Source organism: Streptomyces sp. NPDC031265 (genome assembly GCF_055570295.1).
Map to the genome: position 1 here is coordinate 201,294 of NZ_JBVIHM010000001.1, position 20,799 is coordinate 222,092.

General features: G+C 68.7%; 20 protein-coding genes. 9 read left to right on the forward strand and 11 right to left on the reverse strand.

Annotation, left to right across the window (positions count from 1 at the left end):
• Positions 1 to 3: 3 nt before the first annotated feature.
• The gene (locus ACZ499_RS00940; protein WP_468670819.1) at positions 4 to 639 is read right to left on the reverse strand and encodes an HAD family hydrolase; all 636 of its coding nucleotides are present in this window, start codon (positions 637 to 639) and stop codon (positions 4 to 6) included.
• A 219-nt stretch (positions 640 to 858) separates the two neighbouring features.
• Here ACZ499_RS00940 and ACZ499_RS00945 point away from each other — a divergent pair, with 219 nt between their 5' ends.
• Complete coding sequence (locus tag ACZ499_RS00945) at positions 859 to 1,710, forward strand: GNAT family N-acetyltransferase (RefSeq protein ID WP_468670821.1); 852 nt, start codon at positions 859 to 861, stop codon at positions 1,708 to 1,710.
• 47 nt (positions 1,711 to 1,757) lie between these two features.
• Here ACZ499_RS00945 and ACZ499_RS00950 read toward each other — a convergent pair whose 3' ends face one another.
• Positions 1,758 to 2,180: a GlcG/HbpS family heme-binding protein gene (locus ACZ499_RS00950; protein ID WP_468670823.1), complete on the reverse strand. Its 423-nt coding sequence runs from the start codon at positions 2,178 to 2,180 to the stop codon at positions 1,758 to 1,760.
• A gap of 65 nt (positions 2,181 to 2,245) precedes the next feature.
• Positions 2,246 to 3,457, reverse strand: coding sequence for an MFS transporter (locus ACZ499_RS00955; protein ID WP_468408187.1), 1,212 nt, complete (start codon positions 3,455 to 3,457; stop codon positions 2,246 to 2,248).
• Positions 3,458 to 3,598: 141 nt separating this feature from the next.
• Here ACZ499_RS00955 and ACZ499_RS00960 point away from each other — a divergent pair, with 141 nt between their 5' ends.
• Positions 3,599 to 4,057 (forward strand): MarR family winged helix-turn-helix transcriptional regulator, encoded by a 459-nt coding sequence (locus ACZ499_RS00960; protein WP_468408185.1) that lies wholly within the window; start codon positions 3,599 to 3,601, stop codon positions 4,055 to 4,057.
• Between the two features lie 10 nt (positions 4,058 to 4,067).
• A complete protein-coding gene (locus ACZ499_RS00965; protein WP_468670830.1) occupies positions 4,068 to 4,520 on the forward strand; it encodes a GNAT family N-acetyltransferase in 453 nt (150 codons plus the stop codon).
• Between the two features lie 63 nt (positions 4,521 to 4,583).
• On the opposite strand, the gene ACZ499_RS00970 is transcribed toward ACZ499_RS00965, so the two are convergent.
• Positions 4,584 to 5,996 (reverse strand): serine hydrolase domain-containing protein, encoded by a 1,413-nt coding sequence (locus ACZ499_RS00970; protein ID WP_468670832.1) that lies wholly within the window; start codon positions 5,994 to 5,996, stop codon positions 4,584 to 4,586.
• A gap of 135 nt (positions 5,997 to 6,131) precedes the next feature.
• Positions 6,132 to 7,601: a replicative DNA helicase gene (dnaB, locus tag ACZ499_RS00975; protein WP_067162191.1), complete on the reverse strand. Its 1,470-nt coding sequence runs from the start codon at positions 7,599 to 7,601 to the stop codon at positions 6,132 to 6,134.
• A 441-nt stretch (positions 7,602 to 8,042) separates the two neighbouring features.
• On the opposite strand from dnaB, the gene ACZ499_RS00980 reads away from it, so the two are divergent.
• Positions 8,043 to 9,380 (forward strand): MATE family efflux transporter, encoded by a 1,338-nt coding sequence (locus ACZ499_RS00980; RefSeq protein ID WP_468670834.1) that lies wholly within the window; start codon positions 8,043 to 8,045, stop codon positions 9,378 to 9,380.
• A gap of 197 nt (positions 9,381 to 9,577) precedes the next feature.
• Here the strand turns inward: ACZ499_RS00980 and rplI are convergent, their stop codons facing one another.
• The 4 genes from rplI to rpsF form a co-directional block, all read right to left on the reverse strand.
• Positions 9,578 to 10,024, reverse strand: coding sequence for a 50S ribosomal protein L9 (gene rplI, locus ACZ499_RS00985; protein ID WP_067162187.1), 447 nt, complete (start codon positions 10,022 to 10,024; stop codon positions 9,578 to 9,580).
• Between the two features lie 18 nt (positions 10,025 to 10,042).
• Positions 10,043 to 10,279 carry a 30S ribosomal protein S18 gene (gene rpsR / locus ACZ499_RS00990; protein ID WP_005315025.1) on the reverse strand — a complete coding sequence of 79 codons (237 nt, stop codon included), beginning with the start codon at positions 10,277 to 10,279 and terminating at the stop codon, positions 10,043 to 10,045.
• A 43-nt stretch (positions 10,280 to 10,322) separates the two neighbouring features.
• On the reverse strand, positions 10,323 to 10,922 hold the full coding sequence (locus tag ACZ499_RS00995; RefSeq protein ID WP_468408177.1) for a single-stranded DNA-binding protein: 600 nt from the start codon (positions 10,920 to 10,922) through the stop codon (positions 10,323 to 10,325).
• 75 nt (positions 10,923 to 10,997) lie between these two features.
• Complete coding sequence (gene rpsF / locus ACZ499_RS01000; RefSeq protein ID WP_067162183.1) at positions 10,998 to 11,288, reverse strand: 30S ribosomal protein S6; 291 nt, start codon at positions 11,286 to 11,288, stop codon at positions 10,998 to 11,000.
• A gap of 271 nt (positions 11,289 to 11,559) precedes the next feature.
• On the opposite strand from rpsF, the gene ACZ499_RS01005 reads away from it, so the two are divergent.
• From ACZ499_RS01005 to ACZ499_RS01015, 3 genes are all read left to right on the forward strand, one after another.
• Positions 11,560 to 11,880 (forward strand): hypothetical protein, encoded by a 321-nt coding sequence (locus ACZ499_RS01005; protein ID WP_371653705.1) that lies wholly within the window; start codon positions 11,560 to 11,562, stop codon positions 11,878 to 11,880.
• A gap of 124 nt (positions 11,881 to 12,004) precedes the next feature.
• On the forward strand, positions 12,005 to 13,123 hold the full coding sequence (locus tag ACZ499_RS01010; protein WP_371653704.1) for a lipid II:glycine glycyltransferase FemX: 1,119 nt from the start codon (positions 12,005 to 12,007) through the stop codon (positions 13,121 to 13,123).
• A 68-nt stretch (positions 13,124 to 13,191) separates the two neighbouring features.
• Positions 13,192 to 14,223, forward strand: a complete 1,032-nt coding sequence (locus ACZ499_RS01015) for an alanine racemase (protein ID WP_468670837.1) — start codon at positions 13,192 to 13,194, stop codon at positions 14,221 to 14,223.
• A 79-nt stretch (positions 14,224 to 14,302) separates the two neighbouring features.
• Here the strand turns inward: ACZ499_RS01015 and ACZ499_RS01020 are convergent, their stop codons facing one another.
• Positions 14,303 to 15,811, reverse strand: a complete 1,509-nt coding sequence (locus ACZ499_RS01020) for a glycosyltransferase family 87 protein (RefSeq protein WP_468670839.1) — start codon at positions 15,809 to 15,811, stop codon at positions 14,303 to 14,305.
• A 120-nt stretch (positions 15,812 to 15,931) separates the two neighbouring features.
• Positions 15,932 to 18,607 carry a transglycosylase domain-containing protein gene (locus ACZ499_RS01025; protein WP_468670841.1) on the reverse strand — a complete coding sequence of 892 codons (2,676 nt, stop codon included), beginning with the start codon at positions 18,605 to 18,607 and terminating at the stop codon, positions 15,932 to 15,934.
• 375 nt (positions 18,608 to 18,982) lie between these two features.
• On the opposite strand from ACZ499_RS01025, the gene ACZ499_RS01030 reads away from it, so the two are divergent.
• Both ACZ499_RS01030 and ACZ499_RS01035 read left to right on the forward strand, forming a co-directional pair.
• Positions 18,983 to 19,666 carry a PadR family transcriptional regulator gene (locus tag ACZ499_RS01030; protein ID WP_188276669.1) on the forward strand — a complete coding sequence of 228 codons (684 nt, stop codon included), beginning with the start codon at positions 18,983 to 18,985 and terminating at the stop codon, positions 19,664 to 19,666.
• A 50-nt stretch (positions 19,667 to 19,716) separates the two neighbouring features.
• Positions 19,717 to 20,799: an inositol-3-phosphate synthase gene (locus ACZ499_RS01035; RefSeq protein ID WP_468670843.1), complete on the forward strand. Its 1,083-nt coding sequence runs from the start codon at positions 19,717 to 19,719 to the stop codon at positions 20,797 to 20,799.

Sequence of the window (20,799 nt, forward strand, 5' to 3'; positions counted from 1 at the left end):
CCGTTAGGCTCGTGTGACCTGTGCCAGCGCGTAGGCCTCACGGAGGTCGCCCCCGGTGTAGGTGTGCGTCGCCCTTCCGGCGAGATGGCCGTCGGCGTTCACGGCGACGGAGACGGGCACCGCGGCGAAGAGTTCCATGTCCGACATCGAGTCCCCGTACGCGACACAGTTCGCGCGGCTCACCCCGAACTCTGCGCGCAGCCGCTCGGCGACCGTCACCTTCGCGGCGGCGCTGAGGATCCCGGCCGGGTCGACGGGCCGGGTGAAGGGCACCTCGGGGAAGACGGAGCCGTGCGCGGCATGGGCACCCCACTCCAGCAGCCGCTCGACGAAGAACGACGGCGAGAGCGAGATCACGGCGCAGTAGTCGCCGCCCTCCCGGATCTCCCGCCACACCTCCTGGATCCCGGCGAGCCAGGGCGCCGAGACGAAAGCCGCCGCCACATGTGCCTCTGTCAGCCCCGACCAGAGCTCGTGCACCCGCATTGCGTAGTCGGGCGGCCCGATCAGACCGCCGGACAACTCCCTCTCCAGCTCGCCGATCTCCTCCAGCAGCCCGAGCTGCCGGGATATCTCGACCGGCGCGGCGGATCCCCGGATGAGGGTCCCGTCGAGGTCGAAGAGATGGAGTCTCGCCATGTGTCGAGAGGCTAGTACCCCTGGTCACGCCTGTGCATCGGGCACCCCGGCCCGGAGTCCGGGTCGTCCAGGGCCTCCATGTTTCACGTGAAACAACGCCTTCGCTCCACGTTTCACGTGAAACATCCGGGTGGAGGCTGACAGAGCGTGGCCAAAAGCAACGTGCTGTATGCGCAAAACGGTGGACGAAGTACGGGTTCATCGGACAGCCTGATCCCCATGCCCTCACCGCTCGACGAGCTTCCGATCCGCCGCCTGACCATTGACGACCTCGTTTCCTGCGCCGACCTCTCCGAGGACCGCGGCTGGCCGCGCGAGGAGCACAAGTGGGGCCTGCTGCTCACAGCGGGAAGGGGCTACGGCATCGACGACCCGGACGACAAAGGGCTGGTCACCGCCTGTGTGGTCACCTCGTACGCGGATCTCGCCGCCATTGGAATGGTCCTGGTGGCCGAGAAGCACGCACGGCTGGGCGTGGGGCGGCGGCTGATGCGGCACGTTCTGGCGGAGCTGGGCGACCGGCCGGTCACGCTGCACGCCACGCCGTACGGGCAGCCGCTCTACGAACAGCTGGGCTTCGAGACCACCGGCCGCGCCGAGATGATCCGTGGCCACTTCCGTCCCTCGGGCCCGGCCCCCACCGTGGCGACCCGCCCCGCTACCGCCGAGGACCTGCCCGCCATCCTGCGGCTGGACGCCGATGTCTTCGGCCGCGACCGCACTCATGTGATCACCCGGCTGCCCGCCTTCGCCGACCAGCTGCGGGTCGCCGAGGACTCCGGGGGCATCATCGGCTATGCGGCGGCCTGGCCGAACATGGAGACCCATGTCGTGGGTCCGCTGGTGGCGCGTGACACCGAGACAGCGAAGGCCCTGGTCGCCTCGCTCGCCGCGGGCACGGACCGCCCGCTGCGCACCGATGTCGACGTACGCCACGAGGAGTTGCTCGACTGGCTGAAGGCGAACGGTCTGGAACCGATCGCCTTCAACGCGGTGATGACCCGCAACATCCCCGGCCTGCCCGGCGACTGGACCCGTCGCTTCGCACCGCTGACGGTCGCCGCGGGCTGAACGCCGGCCTGCGTCGGCGGTGGCCCTGCGGCGGACTCGCCAGGGGCTCAGACGAGCCGCTGGACGGCCTCCGTGGCGAAGCCGTGGTCCTGCTCGGGGGATCCGCCGCCCACACCGATCGCCCCGATCAGCCTGCCGTCGCGGTGGACGGGTATGCCGCCCGCGATGAAGAGCAGCGGCCGGTCGAGCGCAGTCGGCAGGGTGTGGAAGAGCCCACCGGGCTGGACCGCGTCGACGAGGTCGGCGGTCGCGGTGCCGAGCTGGAGCGCGGTGTACGCCTTGCGGGTGCTGGTCTCGCCCGCGATCAGTACGGCGCGGTCGTCGCGGCGGAAGGCCAGCAGATGGCCACCCGCGTCGAGCACGGTGACGGCGACCGTGGCCCCGGCATCCTCAGCGGCGGCGCGGGCCGCCTCCACCAGGGCTTCGGCGTCCTGGATGGTGAGCGGGGCGACTGCGGTGGCGGCGGTCATGAGGGGTGCCTCCTTGATGCGGTAGAGCGGTTGGTCAGGGGCGACCGGGGTGCTTCCGGGACCGGTCAGTGGTGAGCCGCAGTGGCGCGGACCGGCTCGGGCGCGGTGCCCGTGAGGATCCGGCTGTCCGTCCGCGTACGGCGTTCCAGCGCGCTGGAGACGACGGCGAGGACGACCGCCGAGGCGGCGAGCGTGGCACCGACCCAGTTCGGGGCGGTGTAGCCGAGTCCGGCGGCGATCACGAGCCCGCCGAGCCAGGCGGAAAGCGCGTTGCCGAGGTTGAAGGCGCCGATGTTCACGGCGGAGGCGAGGGTGGGGGCGCCCGCGGCCTGGTCCAGGACCCGCTTCTGCAGCGGCGGTACGGTCGCGAAGCCGAGCGCGCCGATCAGGAAGACGGTGACGGCCGAGGCGGTCTTGTCGTGGGCGGTGAGGGTGAACAGGGCCAGCACGACGGCGAGGCCGCTCAGCGACACGTAGAGCATCGGCATCAGAGCCCGGTCGGCGAACCGGCCGCCGATCAGGTTCCCGGCGACCATGCCGAGGCCGAAGAGGACCAGCAGCCAGGTGACGGAGCCGTCCGCATAGCCGGTGACATGGGTCATCATCGGCGTGATGTAGGTGATCGCGGCGAAGACGCCGCCGAAGCCCAGCACGGTCATCGCCATGGCAAGCAGCACCTGGACGTTGCGGAACGCGGCGATCTCGTGGCGCAGGCGGACGCCCTCGGCCTTGGGCATGTCGGGGACGAGCTTGGCGACGCCAAGCAGCCCGACCACACCGAGTGCGGCCACGATGAAGAACGTCGTACGCCAGCCGATCTGCTGGCCGACCAGCGTGCCCAGCGGGACGCCGATGACATTGGCGACGGTCAGGCCGGTGAACATCATCGCGATGGCGCCGGCCTTCTTCTCCGGGGCGACCAGATCGGCCGCGACGACCGAACCGATGCCGAAGAACGCGCCGTGCGCCAGGGAGGCGACGATCCGCCCGGCCAGCATCAGTCCGAAGACGGGGGCGACGGCGGAGAGCACGTTGCCGACGATGAAGAAACCCATCAGCAGCATCAGCATGCGCTTGCGGGAGATCCTGGTGCCCAGGACGGTCATCAGCGGGGCGCCGAGCACCACGCCGAGCGCGTATCCGGTCACCAGGTAGCCGGCCATGGGGATGGTCACGTCGAAGGTGTCGGCCACCTCCGGCAGCAGGCCCATGATCACGAATTCGGTGGTGCCGATACCGAACGCCCCGATGGCCAGGGCTAGGAGCGCGAGTGGCATGGGATGTTCACCCTTCCAGGAGATTGCATGAGCGCCTTACAAGCGTCCACAATAATTGCAGACGCGGGTTAATTGCAAACGCGGGCTATTGCGCTCGTGACCTATCCTGGTCTCAAGCCGCTCCGGACGGAGGAAAGACGCATGACCGCGACGGACCCCGCACTCACCGCCCTCTCCCAGGGCTGGTGCGCCCTCTCCCTGCTGCACGGAAGGATCGAGGCCCATATCGAGCGGGCCCTGCAGTCGGGACACGAGCTGAGCGTGCGCGAGTACTCGCTCCTTGACGTCCTCAGCCGCCAGCACAGCGGCCCGGGCGGCCATCTGCAGATGAAGCAGGTCGCGGACGCGGTCGTCCTCAGCCAGTCCGCCACCACCCGGCTGGTCACCCGCCTGGAGGACCGCGGCCTGCTGACCCGGTACCTCTGCGACACCGACCGGCGCGGGATCTACACGGACGTCACGGAGTCCGGCCAGGAGCTGCTCTCCGAGGCCCGGCCCACCAATGACCGCGCACTGCGCGAGGCGCTCGACGAGGCCGCGCGGAACCCGGAGCTCGCCCCGCTGGTCAGGGCCGTCGAGGAACTCCGCGTCCCCGCGTAGTCTCCGGTCCATGAGCGATCTTGAGATAAGGCCGGCGGCGCCCCAGGACATCCCGGCGATCGTGGCGATGCTCGCCGATGACCCGCTGGGCGCCCAGCGGGAGTCGCCGGACGACCTCGCCCCCTACCTCGCCGCCTTCGAGCGACTGGCCGAAGACCCCAACCAGCACCTGGTCGTCGCCGTCCGCGACAACCAGGTCGTCGGCACACTCCAGCTGACCGTCGTCCCGGGGCTGTCCCGGCGCGGCGCCACCCGCTCGATCATCGAAGGCGTACGCATCCACGCCGATGAGCGCGGCAGCGGCCTCGGCACCCGGCTCATCGAGTGGGCCGTCGAGGAATCCCGGCGCCTGGGCTGCCAGTTGGTCCAGCTGACGTCGGACGCCACCCGGATCGAAGCCCACCGCTTCTATGAGCGACTGGGCTTCGAGGCGTCCCATCTGGGCTTCAAGAAAGCCCTCTGAGCCTCCGGAACCGGAACTCGCTGAGCGCCCCGGGGGCACGTGGGCCACGTTTCACGTGAAACATCAGACCCCGCGCCAGCCCTCGGGGTCGACACCCCCCGGGACCACCTCGCCCGGCCCGTACGGCTCCCGGGTGAAGGCGAACGACCCCAGGTCGAGATGGCTCACCGAACCGTCCGGGCGGCGCACCGCCCGCAGGATTTCGCCCTTGTAGTAGCCGTTGAGACCGATCCAGGTGCCATCGGCCCGAGCTTCGAACCTCGCCGCGCGGCCGGTTCCGCGCAGCGGCTCCAGCGCCACCATGCCATCGGCGTTCAGCCGCAGACCATAGGCATAAGTCCCCCAGTACCAGGGGCCGGTGAGCTCCAGCAGGTCCGGATCGACCTCTGACAGGGGCCGCCACGGCTCAGGGAGCTTCGGTTCGGCCTCGACGACGATCCGGACGAGATCGGCGGCGACCGCCGGGGCCGTCCCCGAGGTGGCATTGGCGAGCGCGACCGCCCCGATGCCGTCCTCCACGCTGATCCACAGCCCTGCGACGAACCCGGGCAGCGAGCCGGTGTGCCCGGCGAGGGTGCGGTGGTCGTCCTGGCGGTTCAGCTGAACGCCCAGTCCGTAACCGCCCTGCCAGTCCCCCGCCTCGGGCGGAGCGGACGGCCTCCGCATCTCCCGTACGGTCGCGGCGCTCAGCACACGGTCGTCTCCCCCGGCAAGGAAGGCGGCGAAGCGGCAGAGGTCCGCGGCCGTCGACCACAGCTGGCCCGCGGGGGCCATGATCCCCAGGTCCTCGGACGGTTCGGGCAGCAGGGCGTCGGCCCAGGGGTGCACGGCCCAGCCGCCCGCATGCGGGGCCACCGGCTGCGTGCTCGTCCTGTTCAGCCCCAGCGGATCGAGGATCTCGCTCTGCAACGCCTCCTCCCAGGACACTCCGCGTACCGCCTCGACCAGCGAACCGAGCAGCGTGTAGCCCGGGTTCGAGTAGTGGTGCAGCCTGCCGACCGGGTGCAGAAACGGGTTCTCGCCCAGCACGTCCGCGAGCTCCGGGCGCAGCGCCGCCGAGCTCCGCTCCCACCACGGCGCGGGCGTCTCGGCCGCCAACCCGGCGCTGTGGCCGAGGAGTTGGGCGATGGTCACCTCACCGACCCCGGTGCCGGGCAGGTGCTTCTCCAGCGGGTCTTCGAGGTCCAGCAGCCCCTCGTCCCTCAGCCGCATGACCAGGACGGCGGTGAAGGTCTTGGTGATCGAGCCGATGCGGTACTGGACGTCGGCGTCCGGAGCGTGGCCGTCGACCGAGGTGCGCGAGCCCGTCCAGACGATCCGGCCCTCGCGCACCACCGCGGCGACCAGCGAAGGGAGCCGCCCCTCGGACTGGGCGACGGCGAGGCGGTGAATCAGAGCGCGCTCTGTACTGGGCAGAAGGCCGAGGGGGGCCGTGGTCGTCGGCGGAGTGATCGGCGCATGCGGGGATGAGGTCATGGGCCCAGGTCTATCCCCAGGTCATGCGGCCGTCGACCGGTTTTTCGTCCGACACGCACGAGTGGGCACCGGCCCTACGGTTCAGGCCCGTGTGCATCGGCCCGTGCGTATCGGTTCGCGTATGTCAGGGCCCGGTCAGGTCTGCGCCATGTCCACGAAGCGCGAGTAGTGGCCCTGGAAGGCCACCGTGATCGTGGCCGTCGGACCGTTACGGTGCTTGGCCACGATCAGGTCCGCCTCGCCGGCGCGCGGGGACTCCTTCTCGTACGCGTCCTCGCGGTGCAGCAGGATGACCATGTCCGCGTCCTGCTCGATGGAGCCGGACTCACGCAGGTCGGAGACCATGGGCTTCTTGTCCGTACGCTGCTCGGGGCCACGGTTCAGCTGCGACAGCGCGATGACCGGGAGCTCCAGCTCCTTGGCGAGAAGCTTGAGGTTTCGGGACATGTCCGAGACCTCCTGCTGGCGGCTCTCGGCGCGCTTGGACCCACCGGACTGCATCAGCTGCAGATAGTCGATGACGACGAGCTTGAGGTCGTTGCGCTGCTTGAGCCGACGGCACTTGGCGCGGATCTCCATCATCGACAGGTTCGGGGAGTCGTCGATGTACAGCGGGGCCTGGGAGACGTCCGGCATCCGGCGGGCGAGCCGGGTCCAGTCCTCGTCGGTCATGGTGCCGGAGCGCATGTGGTGCAGCGCGACCCGGGCCTCGGCCGACAGGAGACGCATCGCGATCTCGTTGCGGCCCATTTCGAGGGAGAAGATCACGCTGGGCAGGTTGTGCTTGATCGAGCAGGCCCGGGCGAAGTCCAGCGCCAGCGTGGACTTACCCATGGCGGGACGGGCCGCGATGACGATCATCTGGCCCGGGTGGAGACCGTTGGTGAGCGAGTCGAAGTCGGTGAAGCCGGTCGGCACACCGGTCATCTCGCCGCTGCGGGAGCCGATCGCCTCGATCTCGTCGAGCGCGCCCTCCATGATGTCGCCGAGCGGCAGATAGTCCTCGCTGGTGCGCTGCTCGGTGACCGCGTAGATCTCGGCCTGGGCGGAGTTGACGATCTCGTCGACGTCGCCGTCCGCCGCGTATCCCATCTGCGTGATCTTGGTGCCCGCCTCGACGAGACGGCGGAGCACCGCCCGCTCGTGGACGATCTCCGCGTAGTACGAGGCGTTGGCCGCGGTCGGCACCGACTGGACCAGGGTGTGCAGATACGAGGCGCCGCCGACGCGGGTGATCTCGCCCCGCTTGACCAGCTCGGCCGCGACGGTGATCGGGTCGGCCGGCTCGCCCTTCGCGTACAGGTCGAGGATCGCCGTGTAGACGGTCTCGTGCGCCGGCCGGTAGAAGTCATGGCCCTTGATGATCTCCACGACGTCCGCGATGGCGTCCTTGGAGAGCAGCATGCCGCCCAGAACGGACTGCTCGGCGTCGATGTCCTGCGGGGGGACCCGCTCGAAGCCGGACGAGCCGCCGCCGTCCCAGGATTCGCTCTCGCTGCCCCGGTCGTGCTGGTCGTCGCGGCCGCGGCCCCGTCCCTCGGCGCGGCGGGGGCGGGAGACGGGCAGACGGTCACCCGGACCGCTGTCGGCCCAGGGGTCGTCCAAGGGCTCGGGAATGCTCACCGGGCCACCTCCTCCCGTCCGCTCCGCGGACCTAGCCGTGCCACTCTTTCTACGGCACGGCACTGACAAAACGAGATGCCCGACTCCGGTTCCGGCGCGTCGGGCGCCGGTCCACGTTAGGCCCGTCGGCACCGTCAGCCAATCCGGTTATCCACAGGCCATGTGGACGAGGGACCAGATGCTGTGGAGAACCCCGCAGAACCTGTGCACGGACCGGGGGACAGCACTGTGGACAAAGTCATACCCACCCCGCCAACACCCACTTGACCTGCTGGTTTTCCGTCCACCGGCTGTGGGGGAGAAAAACTTTCCCGGCTGGCCCAAGATCACGACAAACGGCGCACAGCCGAGCCGCACTCCGGTTCCAAAGTAAGGATCACTGATGCATTGCATCTCTTACCTGTGGAAGATTAGATTGAGTTCATGACACAGGCCCCAGTGGCACCGAAGAGCATCCGGCGCAGACACGACCGCGAGATCGTCTCCCTCGCCGTGCCCGCCTTCGGCGCACTCGTCGCCGAGCCGCTCTTCGTGATGGCCGACAGCGCGATCGTCGGCCACCTCGGCACCCCGCAACTGGCCGGTCTGGGCATCGCCGCGGCACTCCTCACCACCGCCGTGAGTGTCTTCGTCTTCCTCGCCTACGCGACCACGGCCGCCGTCGCACGCCGCGTCGGCGCCGGAGACCTGCAGGCCGCCATCCGCCAGGGCATGGACGGCGTCTGGCTCGCCCTGCTGCTCGGCGCGGCCGTCATAGCCGTCGTCCTGCCCGCGGCCCCCTGGTTCATCGATCTCTTCGGCGCCTCGGACACCGCCGCCCCCTACGCCGTCACCTATCTGCGCATCTCCGCGCTCGGCATCCCCGCCATGCTCATGGTGCTCGCGGCCACCGGCATCCTGCGCGGCCTCCAGGACACCAGGACGCCGCTCTATGTCGCCATCGGCGGCTTCACGCTGAACGCGGCGCTGAACGTCGGGCTCGTCTACGGGGCGGGCCTCGGCATCGCGGGTTCCGCCTGGGGCACCGTGATCGCCCAGTTCGCGATGGCGGCCGTCTACCTCTCGGTCGTCGTACGGGGGGCCCGGCGGCACGGCGCCTCGCTGCGCCCCGACGCGGCGGGCATCCGCGCCAGCGCCCAGGCGGGGGTCCCGCTGCTGGTTCGTACGCTCTCACTGCGCGCCGTACTGATGATCGCCACCGCCGTGGCCGCCCGCCTCGGCGACGCCGACATCGCCGCCCACCAGATCATCCTGTCCCTGTGGAGCCTGCTGGCATTCGCCCTCGACGCGATCGCCATCGCCGGGCAGGCCATCATCGGGCGCTATCTGGGGTCCGGGGACACCGAGGGCGCCCGCCAGGCGTGCCGGCGCATGGTGGAGTGGGGCATCACCGCCGGAGTGGCGCTCGGCCTGCTGGTGGCCGTCGCCCGGCCGCTGTTCATCCCGCTCTTCACCGGCGACCACACGGTTCAGGACACCCTGCTGCCCGCTCTCCTCGTGGTCGCCGTCTCCCAGCCGATCTCCGGCGTTGTCTTCGTCCTCGACGGCGTGCTGATGGGTGCGGGCGACGGCCCCTATCTGGCCCGGGCGATGCTGCTGACCCTCGTCTGCTTCGCTCCGGTGGCGCTCCTGGTCCCGGTACTCGGCGGCGGGCTCACGACACTGTGGTGGGCGATGACCCTGATGATGACCGTCCGGATGCTGACGCTGTGGGCCCGTGCCCGCTCGGGACGCTGGCTGGTGACAGGCGCGACGCGCTGAGGACCGCTCGGGGAGCGTCGAGGCCCCCCCGTGGACGGGTTGAGGAACGGTTGAGGGTCGGTTGGAGGACCGCTGTTTCACGTGAAACACGGCACCCGAAGCGCGGCGTTTCACGTGAAACATCACACGCGCCGCACATGGCGAAGGGCCGCACCCCGGAGGGTGCGGCCCTTCTTATGCTCTGCTGAGCGCTGCGCTTAGGCGGCGACGACCTCGACGCCAACCTTCGCGGCAACCTCGGCGTGCAGACGCACGGACACCTGGTGCGCGCCCAGGGTCTTGATCGGCGAGCCGAGCTCGACGCGACGCTTGTCCACGTCCGGGCCACCGGCAGCCTTGATCGCCGCAGCGACGTCGGCCTGGGTGACAGAGCCGAAGAGACGGCCGGCGTCGCCGGAGCGAACGGCCAGACGCACCTTCACGCCCTCGAGGCGGGCCTTGATCTCGTTGGCCTGCTCGATGGTGGCGATCTCGTGGATCTTGCGAGCACGACGGATCTGCTCGACGTCCTTCTCGCCGCCCTTGGTCCAGCGGATCGCGAAACCACGCGGGACCAGGTAGTTGCGAGCGTAGCCGTCCTTGACGTCCACGACGTCGCCAGCGGCACCGAGGCCAGAGACCTCGTGGGTGAGGATGATCTTCATTTTTCGGTCACCCTTCCCTTATCGCGCGGTGGACGTGTAGGGCAGCAGCGCCATCTCACGGCTGTTCTTGACGGCCGTGGCGACGTCACGCTGGTGCTGCGTGCAGTTGCCGGTAACGCGGCGGGCACGGATCTTGCCGCGGTCGGAAATGAACTTCCGCAGCATGTTCGTGTCCTTGTAGTCCACGTAAGCGGTCTTGTCCTTGCAGAAAGCGCAGACCTTCTTCTTAGGCTTGCGCACAGGCGGCTTCGCCATGGTGTTTCTCCTGTGTGATCAAGAAGTGGGGGTACGAGCTGCCCTAGAAGGGCGGCTCGTCCGAGTAGCCGCCGCCGGAGCCACCGGAGCTGCCGGAGCTTCCGCCCCAGCCGCCGCCGCTGCCACCCTGCTGCTGGCTGCCGCCGGCCGGCGCGCCGGAGGCCCAGGGGTCGTCGGCGGGAGCGCCGCCGCCCTGGGAGCCACCGCTGGGGGTTCCGCCCCAGTTGCCGCCGCCCTGCTGCTGGCCACCGCCGCCGTAACCACCCTGGCCGCCTCGGCCGGTGGTCTTGGTGACCTTGGCCGTGGCGTTCTTGAGGCTGGGGCCGACTTCCTCGACGTCCAGCTCGTAGACCGTGCGCTTGACGCCCTCGCGGTCCTCGTAGGACCGCTGCTTCAGCCGGCCCTGCACGACGACGCGCATGCCTCGCTGGAGCGACTCGGCGACGTTCTCCGCCGCCTGACGCCAGACCGAGCAGGTCAGGAACAGGCCTTCGCCGTCCTTCCACTCATTGGTCTGACGGTCGAAGGTGCGGGGAGTCGACGCGACACGGAACTTCGCGACGGCCGCACCCGAGGGGGTGAAGCGCAGCTCGGGGTCGTCGACGAGATTGCCGACGACCGTGATGACGGTCTCGCCTGCCATGGATGAACCTCTCGGCGGGGATTGCTGCTGGCTGCTGTGTTGCTACTCGGAACCCGATTGCCTCTGAGCGGAAGCTCAGTGGGTCTCGGGGCGGAGGACCTTCGTCCGGAGGACCGACTCGTTCAGGTTCATCTGACGGTCGAGCTCCTTGACGACCGCAGGCTCGGCCTGCAGGTCGATGACCGTGTAGATGCCCTCGGGCTTCTTCTTGATCTCGTAGGAGAGACGACGACGGCCCCAGGTGTCGACCTTCTCAACCTTTCCGTTGCCCTCGCGGACAACGGAGAGGAAGTTCTCGATCAGGGGAGAGACAGCGCGCTCCTCCAGATCGGGGTCGAGGATGACCATCACCTCGTAGTGACGCATGTGGAACCCACCTCCTTTGGACTCAGCGGCCACGGTCGTTCCGTGGCAGGAGGGTCGTGATGCGTAAGCAACGGTATCCGCCGCCACTGACAATCCCGCTCCGAGGGAGAGGGACCGCGTCCTGGCCAGGGCAGACACCGGTGCAGATCGTACAGAGTACCCGCACACCCGCTTCCGGTTGAAATCCGGCGGTCAGGGGACGCAATCTGTACACATCGGGTGTGCGTGGCGCTACCCTTCGCCGCGTTCCGCTACCGCCAGGAGGTGCCTCATGGCACAGGCAGTGCGATCGAACTCGTCCGTCGTCTCCCTCTTCGCCACCGACGGCAAGCCTCATCCCCTTCAGGACGCCTTCATGGCGGTGACCGTCGTGCTGGGAGCGCTGGCGTTCAGCACCGCGTTCTTCCACAGCCTGCACCTGGTCAGCTCCTGGGCAGGCCTCATCGGGATCCTCACCGGTGCGTACGGACAGTTCATCTCGGAGACCACCCGCGAGCGGTTCCTGCTGATCCTCGGGCTCGGAGCCTCCGCGGTGGGCTTCTTCCTGGGCATGGCGCACGGCGGCCTCTTCGGCGGTGTGGTCGGCGGCTGAGAGCACCCCGCACCAGCCCAGGGTCCGTACAGCCAACCGGGGCGCTCCTCGGGCGCAGTAGGCTTCGGCGCGAGAGCCGGAGCCCCTGTACCCATGGGGACACACCTGCCGAGGAGCGCCCCGCATGAGCCTGACCCTGAGGACCATCAGCCGAGAGCAGCATCTGGCGTACATCCAGAGCCTGCCCGCGGCGAGCCACTGCCAGGTCCCGGCGTGGGCTGACGTGAAGACCGAGTGGCGCTCGGAGAACCTCGGATGGTTCGACAAGAACGGCCAGATGGTCGGCGCCGGCCTGGTGCTCTACCGCCAGCTGCCGAAGATCAAGCGGTACCTCGCGTATATGCCCGAGGGCCCGGTCATCAACTGGTACGCCCCGAACCTCGACGAGTGGCTGCAGCCGATGCTGGCGCATCTGAAGCACCAGGGTGCCTTCTCGGTGAAGATGGGCCCGCCCGTCGTCATCCGGCGCTGGGACTCGGCCGCCATCAAGTCCGGCATCCAGGACCCGGACGTCAAGCGTCTGCGGGACGTCGAGGCCACCCACATCGAGCCGCGCGCCTTCGAAGTCGCCGACCGGCTGCGCAAGATGGGCTGGCAGCAGGGCGAGGACGGCGGCGCCGGCTTCGGCGATGTGCAGCCGCGCTATGTCTTCCAGGTGCCGCTCGCCAACCGCTCGCTCGACGATGTCCTCAAGGGCTTCAACCAGCTGTGGCGCCGCAACATCAAGAAGGCCGAGAAGGCCGGTGTCGAGGTCGTCCAGGGCGGCTACGAGGACCTGGCCGAGTGGCAGCGGCTGTACGAGATCACCGCTGTCCGCGACCACTTCCGGCCGCGCCCGCTCTCGTACTTCCAGCGCATGTGGACGGTCCTCAACAACGAGGACCCCAACCGGATGCGGCTCTACTTCGCGCGGCACAACGGCGTGAACCTGTCGGCGGCGACGATGCTCGTCGTCGGCGGGCACGTCTGGTACTCCTACGGCGCCTCCGACAACATCGGCCGTGAGGTCCGGCCCTCGAACGCGATGCAGTGGCGGATGCTGCGCGACGCGTACGCCATGGGCGCGACCGTCTACGACCTGCGCGGCATCTCCGACTCGCTCGACGAGACCGACCACCTCTTCGGTCTCATCCAGTTCAAGGTGGGCACCGGCGGCGAGGCCGTCGAGTACGTCGGCGAGTGGGACTTCCCGCTGAACAAGCTGCTGCACAAGGCCCTCGACATCTACATGTCGCGGCGCTGATGGTTGCGTAATCTCGTCTCACATACCTCTGATACACCGCAGCCACCAGAAAGGTTCCGGATCCGGCCATGGCGCTCTCCCTGTACGTCGACACCGCGCGCTGGCGGGCGCACCAGAAGTCCGTGGTCGACCAGTTCCCGGGCATCATCCCGGTCTGCAAGGGCAACGGCTACGGCTTTGGCCACGAGCGGCTGGCCGAGGAGGTGAACCGCTTCGGCTCGGACGTCCTGGCGGTCGGCACCACCTATGAGGCGGCCCGCATGAAGGACTGGTTCGGCGGCGACCTGCTGGTGCTCACGCCGTTCCGCCGGAGCGAGGAGCCGGTGCCGTTGCCGGACCGCGTCATCCGCTCCGTGTCGTCCGTGGACGGGGTGCACGCCCTGGTGGGCGCGCGCGTGGTCATCGAGTGCATGAGCTCGATGAAGCGCCACGGCGTCAAGGAGGAGGAGCTCGGCATGCTCCACTCCGCCATCGACGACGTGCGCCTGGAGGGCTTCGCCCTGCACCTCCCGCTCGACCGCACCGACGGCTCGGACGCGGTCGAGGAGGTCATCGGCTGGATGGACCGGCTGCGCGCGGCCCGGCTGCCGCTGCACACCATGTTCGTCAGCCATCTGCGGGCCGAGGAGCAGGCGCGGCTGCAGCAGCAGTTCCCGCAGACCCGCTTCCGCGCCCGCATCGGTACACGGCTGTGGCTCGGCGACCACGAGGCGACCGAGTACCGGGGCGCCGTCCTGGACGTCACCCGGGTCGCGAAGGGGGATCGTTTCGGCTACCGCCAGCAGAAGGCCGCCTCCGACGGCTGGCTGGTCGTGGTCGCCGGCGGCACCTCGCACGGCGTCGGGCTGGAGGCTCCCAAGGCGCTGCACGGTGTGATGCCGCGCGCCAAGGGCGTCGCCCGGGCCGGTCTCGCGACCGTCAACCGCAATCTGTCGCCGTTCGTCTGGGACGGCAAGCAGCGCTGGTTCGCCGAGCCGCCGCACATGCAGGTGTCGATCCTCTTCGTCCCGTCGGACTCCCAGGAGCCGCGCGTGGGCGATGAGCTGGTGGCCCATCTGAGGCACACCACGACGCAGTTCGACCGCCTGGTCGACCGCTAGGCGACGCGTCGCCGCCGGACATGACGAAGGGCCCCCGCCACCGGCGGGGGCCCTTCGCGTCGCTTCCCGGCCGCCCGGGCTAGGTGCCCGGCTGCCGCGTACCCCACTCCACCCGGGGGCCCTCCACAAGGCGAGCCGCGTGCCGGGGCGGATGTGCCGCCTGCCCCAGGACGAAGACATCCTTGGCCCCGTCGAGAACGCCACCGGACGGATCGTCCGAGCCGTCGCGCCGTACGACGTCCCGCTCGGGCATCATGATGTCCCGCACGATCACCGCGCACAGGTAGAGCGTCGCCAGCAGATGGGCGGCGATGGCCAGTTGGTAGCCCTCCGGCGGCAGCCCCTGGTGCTTTTCGCCGCTCATCGTGTACGCGAGGTACATCCAGATCCCGAGGAAGTAGACGACCTCCCCGGCCTGCCAGATCAGGAAGTCCCGCCAGCGCGGCCGGGCCAGCGCGGCCAGTGGAATCAGCCACAGCACGTACTGCGGCGAGTAGACCTTGTTGGTCAGGATGAACGCGGCGACGACCAGGAAGGCGAGCTGCGCGAAGCGTGGACGGCGCGGTGCGGTGAGCGTCAGCGCCGCGACGCCCGCGCACAACAGCACCATCAGCAGGGTCGCCAGGTTGTTCACCGTGTCGACGTCCAGGGACTTGCCGGTGCGCTGCGAGATGATCAGCCAGAACGAGCCGAAGTCGACGGACCGCTCCTGGCTGAACGTGTAGAACTTCTTCCAGCCTTCGGGCGCGAGCAGCATCACCGGCACGTTCACCGCCAGCCAGGCGCCCGCCGCGCCGAACACGGCCACCCCGTACTCCCGCCACTTCCCTGCCCGCCAGCACAGGAACAGCAGCGGTCCGAGGAGCAGGACGGGATAGAGCTTGGCGGCCGTCGCGAGCCCGACGAGGATGCCGAAGGCGAGCGGGCGGCTACGGGACCACATCAGCATGGCGGCGGCCGTCAGGGCGATGGCGAAGAGGTCCCAGTTGATCGTCGCGGTGAGCGCGAAGGCGGGCGCCAGGGCGACCAGCAGGGCGTCCCAGGGGCGGCGGCGGTGCGTCCGCGCGACACAGACGGCGATGACGGCCGTGCAGGCCATCAGCATCCCGGCGTTGACCATCCAGTACATCTGCTCGCGGTGCTGCATGCTGCCGCCGCTGGGCGTCAGCCAGGAGGCCACCTCCATGAACAGTCCCGTCAGGACGGGATATTCGAGGTAGTCCATGTCGCCGCTCAGCCGGTCGAAGTACGGCACGAGATCGTCGGCGAAGCCCCGACCCACGTACAGGTGCGGGATGTCGGAGTAGCAGGCGTGGGTGTACTGGGAGTTCACGCCCCGGAACCAGGCCCATTCGTAGCAGGGGGCCTTCTGCGCCATACCGAGGGCGAACATGCCGATCGCGACGAGGGCGATCACCCGGACAGGGGTGAGCCAGTGGCCCGCCCCCCAGGCCCAGCGGCCCATCGGACCGCCCAGCAGCTCGCTGCCGGCCGCGGCGACCTCGTCCTGCTCCGTGGGCCGTACGACGGGTTCTGCGGGCTCCGCACGCCTGTCCTCGTCCGCGCGGGCACTGGTCTCGCTCGTCATGCCGCACATCCTGCCGTACACCTCTGTGGAAATGCCGAGGGGCGATGTTTCACGTGAAACACCATGTCTGGTTTCACGTGAGACACCGCCCCCGCGATTCAGCCGCGTGCGCCGGGCCCGCTAGCCGTTAGGGCCTCCGAAGATATTCCCTTGGGTGCCGCTGCCCGGTTTGGACTTACTGGGCGACGGGCTGCCGGAGGGGCCGCTGGTGTCCCCGGCGGTGGTGCCCTGGTCGGTGCCCGCGTCGGTGCCGCCAGCTCCACCGGGCCCGCCGCAGCTCCAGTCCCACTTGCCACAGGACTTGCTGGGCTTCGGGGACGGCGATGGCGTCAGCGACGGGGTGGGCGAGGGGCTTCCGGAGGGCGACGGGGAGTCCGAGGGCGTCGGGGAGGGGCTCGGGCTGGGCGACATGCCGCCGCCGTACACCTTGTCGCCGATCGCCTCGGGCGTCGGGAAGTCGACGGCCGGTACGCCGTTCAGCGCCTGCTCCATGTAGTCGTGCCAGATTGTCGACGGGAACGACGCACCGTGGATCTTCTCCTGGCCGCCGGTACCGAACATCTTCAGGAACTCGCGCTTCTTGTTCGTCTCGTTGTCGTCGAGGCGGTACATGCTCACTGCGGTCGACAGCTGCGGCGTGTAGCCGACGAACCAGGCGGAACGGTTGCCGTCGGTGGTACCGGTCTTGCCCGCCACATCACGGCCGCTGAGCTGGGCGTTGGTGCCGGTGCCCTTCTCCACGACGTTCTTCAGGACGTCCGTCACGTTGTCCGCGATCGCGGCCGAGAAGGCGCGGGTCGCCTTGTCGTCGTGCTGGTAGACGGCCTGGCCGCGCTTGTTGACCTTCTCGACCGAGTACGGGTCGTGGTGCATCCCGCTGGTGGCGAAGGTGGCGTACGCGCCGGCCATGCGGATCGCGCTGGGGGAGGAGGTACCGATGGAGAACGACGGCACGCTCGACGAGGCCAGGCTGTCCTTGCGCAGACCCGCGGCGAGGGCGACGTCCCTCACCTTGTCCGTGCCGACGTCCATGCCTAGCTGGACGTACGGCGTGTTCGCCGACTCCTGCATCGCGTACCGCAGGTCGATGGCGTAGCTGGGCTTGTTGTACGACTCATTGCCGTCGTTGGTCTGCAGCCACTGCTCGCCCTTCTCGTTGGTCCACACGCTCCCGTCGTAGTTCTTGATCTTCAGCTTGTTCATGCCGCTGTAGATGCTCTTCGGGGAGACCAGGGTCCGCTCCGAGTCGCCCTGGTCCTTGGGGCCCTTCGGGTCGCGCTTTCCGTACTCCATGGCGGCAGCCAGCACGAACGGCTTGAAGGTCGAGCCGACCTGGGCACCGGTCTGGTCGGCGTTGTTGGTGAAGTGCTTGGTCGCGTCCTCACCGCCGTACAGCGCCTTGATGGCGCCGCTCTTGGTGTCCACCGACGCCGCGCCGAACTGGACGAACGTGTCGTACTCCGGGCGCTTCTTCGGGTCGATGTTCTTCTTGCGGACCTTCTTCACCACGTCTTCGAGCTCCTGGACCTTCTTCTTGTCGAAGGTCGTGTGGATCTCGTAGCCGCCCTTGTCCAGGTCACCGGCGGTGATGCCCTGGGTGTTGTTGTTCACCAAGTACGCCTTGGACAGGCTGACCAGATAGCCGATCTGCCCGCTGAGCTGCGCGTTCTTCTTGGGCTTGTCCGGCATCGGGAAGGTCTTGTACTTGGCCCGGTCCGCCGCGCCGAGGTGGCCGTCCTTCACTTCCTCGTCGAGGATCCAGGCCCACCGGCTCATGGCGTTCTTGGTGTTCTGCTGCGGCGTGGCCGCCGGGTCGATCTCGGTGGCGCCGGCCGGGTCGAAGTAGGTGGCGCCCTTGAGCAGCGAGGCGAGGAAGGCGCATTGGCTGGGGTCGAGGTCCTTGGCGTCCTTGCTGTAGTACGTGCGGGCCGCGGCCTGCAGACCGTAGGCGCCGCGCCCGTAGTAGGCGGTGTTCAGATAGCCCGCCATGATCTCGCTCTTCTTCTTGGTCGCGCCGACCTTGATGGAGATGAAGAGCTCTTTGAACTTACGGGTCAGGGTCTGCGACTGGTCGTCGAGCCGGGCGTTCTTCACGTACTGCTGGGTGATCGTGGAGCCACCCTGCGTGTGGCCGCCCTTGGCCATGTTCACCAGGGCGCGCGCGATGCCCTGGGGGTCGACGCCGGAGTCGGTCTCGAAGGTCTTGTTCTCCGCCGAGATCACCGCGTACCGCATGGCCGCCGGGATCTTCTCGTACGCGATGATCTGGCGGTTGATCTCGCCGCCGGTCGCGACCATCTGGGACCCGTCGGACCAGTAGTAGACGTTGTTCTCGGCCTGGGCCGCCTGGGCCACGTTCGGGACGCTCACCATCCAGTAGGCGACGCCGATGGCGACCACCAGCGTGCCGAGAAAGCCCAGAGACAGCCCGCTGACGAGCTTCCAGGAGGGCATCCAGCGCCGCCACCCGCGCTTGTTGAAGCGCGGGTAGTCGATGAAGCGCTTCTTGCCGGGCCGCCGGTTGCCGGGGCCCGTACCGCCGCGGCGCCCGCCCGGACCCGCCGGACCGCCGCCGCCGGGCTCGGCCCCTCGTCTGCGTCCGCCCCGCTGGGCGGATCGTCGCGCCTCGGCGCGCCCACCGGCCGGCCGCTCCTCTCCGTACGAGCCGGAGGGGGAATCCGTGACGGAGTCCCGGGCGGGGGCCGCGCGGCGGCCGGAGGGCTGCTGGGCAGCCCGTCGGGCGGCGGCCCGGCCGCCGCCTTGCGACTCCGGCGGTTTGCGACGGTGCTCGCTCATCGAACGACTACTCCTCGGGCAGGCGAGAGCGCCTGAAAGCGACTGGTGAGTTCCGGTCCCCCCGACAGACGGACCAGCCCTGCGACGAGCCCGTCCGCCGTGCACCCGGTATGCCGATAGCGCGGTACGCGCCGACGCCCCCTGACGTCACTCGGCTCCCGGTGGTCTGCATGCCGCACAGACTACGCACGGTCAAAACCAGCCAGGGGCCGAAGTTCACCCCAAATCAGGCAACTTGCTTCCTACGAATTGCCGATGTGACGCCGTTCACCATGGCCCCTCTTGTCGCAGAGGCGACACCGTTCTATCGTCAGGATGTATCGAGTCGATACATCAGCACGGCATAAAGGTCCGCGGCAGCAGAGGAGGCGAAGGTTGAGCAGGCGCTCCGGCATCCTCGAATTCGCCGTACTCGGCCTGCTTCGGGAGGCCCCGATGCACGGGTACGAGCTGCGCAAGCGGCTCAATACCTCACTGGGGATCTTCCGGGCCTTCAGTTACGGGACCCTCTACCCCTGCCTCAAGACGCTGGTCGCGAGCGGCTGGTTGATCGAGGAACCGGGCAGCGCTCCCGAGGACGCTCTCGCTGCTTCACTCGCAGGGCGCCGGGCCAAGATCGTCTACCGGTTGACGGCCGAAGGGAAGGAGCATTTCGAAGAACTGCTCTCCCACACCGGTCCCGACACCTGGGAGGACGAGCACTTCGCGGCACGTTTCGCCTTTTTCGGGCAGACGGAGCGCGAGGTGCGGATGCGCGTGCTGGAAGGTCGTCGCAGCCGGCTGGAGGAGCGCCTCGAAAAGATGCGCGCCTCCCTGGCCCGTACGCGCGAGCGCCTGGACGACTACACGCTTGAGCTGCAGCGTCACGGCATGGAGTCCGTGGAGCGCGAAGTGCGCTGGCTGAACGAGCTCATCGAGAGCGAGCGGGCGGGGCGGGATCAGCGATCCGGCCCGGCCACCGGCTCCGCTCAGCAGGACCACACATCAGGAGAGACGGGCGGCCTGCCCCGGCATCGGGACAGCACCCGGCCGGATCCGTCCGAGGACACCGCCAACTGAAGGCCCTGCGTCCGCAGGACTTCGTCGAGAACACACAGGGAGCAACCGGAATGGGTTCGGTTCGCGTAGCCATCGTCGGCGTAGGAAACTGCGCCGCCTCGCTGGTGCAGGGCGTCGAGTACTACAAGGACGCCGACCCGGCCGGCAAGGTGCCGGGTCTGATGCACGTCCAGTTCGGCGACTACCACGTCAAGGACGTGGAGTTCGTGGCCGCGTTCGACGTGGACGCCAAGAAGGTCGGCCTCGACCTCGCGGACGCCATCGGTGCCAGCGAGAACAACACCATCAAGATCTGCGACGTCCCGAACAAGGGCGTCACGGTCCAGCGTGGTCACACCCACGACGGTCTGGGCAAGTACTACCGCCAGACCATCGAGGAGTCCGCCGAGGCCCCGGTCGACATCGTCCAGGTCCTCAAGGACAAGCAGGTCGACGTTCTGGTCTGCTACCTCCCCGTGGGTTCCGAGGTCGCTGCGAAGTTCTACGCGCAGTGCGCCATCGACGCCAAGGTCGCGTTCGTCAACGCCCTTCCGGTCTTCATCGCCGGCACCAAGGAGTGGGCTGACAAGTTCACCGAGGCGGGCGTCCCGATCGTCGGCGACGACATCAAGTCCCAGGTCGGCGCTACCATCACGCACCGCGTCATGGCGAAGCTCTTCGAGGACCGCGGTGTCCGCCTGGAGCGCACCATGCAGCTGAACGTCGGCGGCAACATGGACTTCAAGAACATGCTCGAGCGTGAGCGCCTGGAGTCCAAGAAGATCTCGAAGACGCAGGCCGTCACCTCGCAGATCCGCGACCGCGAGCTGGGCGAGAACAACGTCCACATCGGCCCCTCGGACTACGTGGCCTGGCTGGACGACCGCAAGTGGGCGTACGTGCGCCTCGAAGGCCGCGCCTTCGGTGATGTTCCGCTGAACCTTGAGTACAAGCTCGAGGTGTGGGACTCCCCGAACTCCGCGGGTGTCATCATCGACGCCGTGCGTGCCGCGAAGATCGCCAAGGACCGCGGCATCGGCGGCCCGATCCTCTCCGCGTCCTCGTACTTCATGAAGTCCCCGCCGGTGCAGTACTTCGACGACGAGGCCCTCGAGAACGTCGAGAAGTTCATCAAGGGCGAGGTCGAGCGCTAA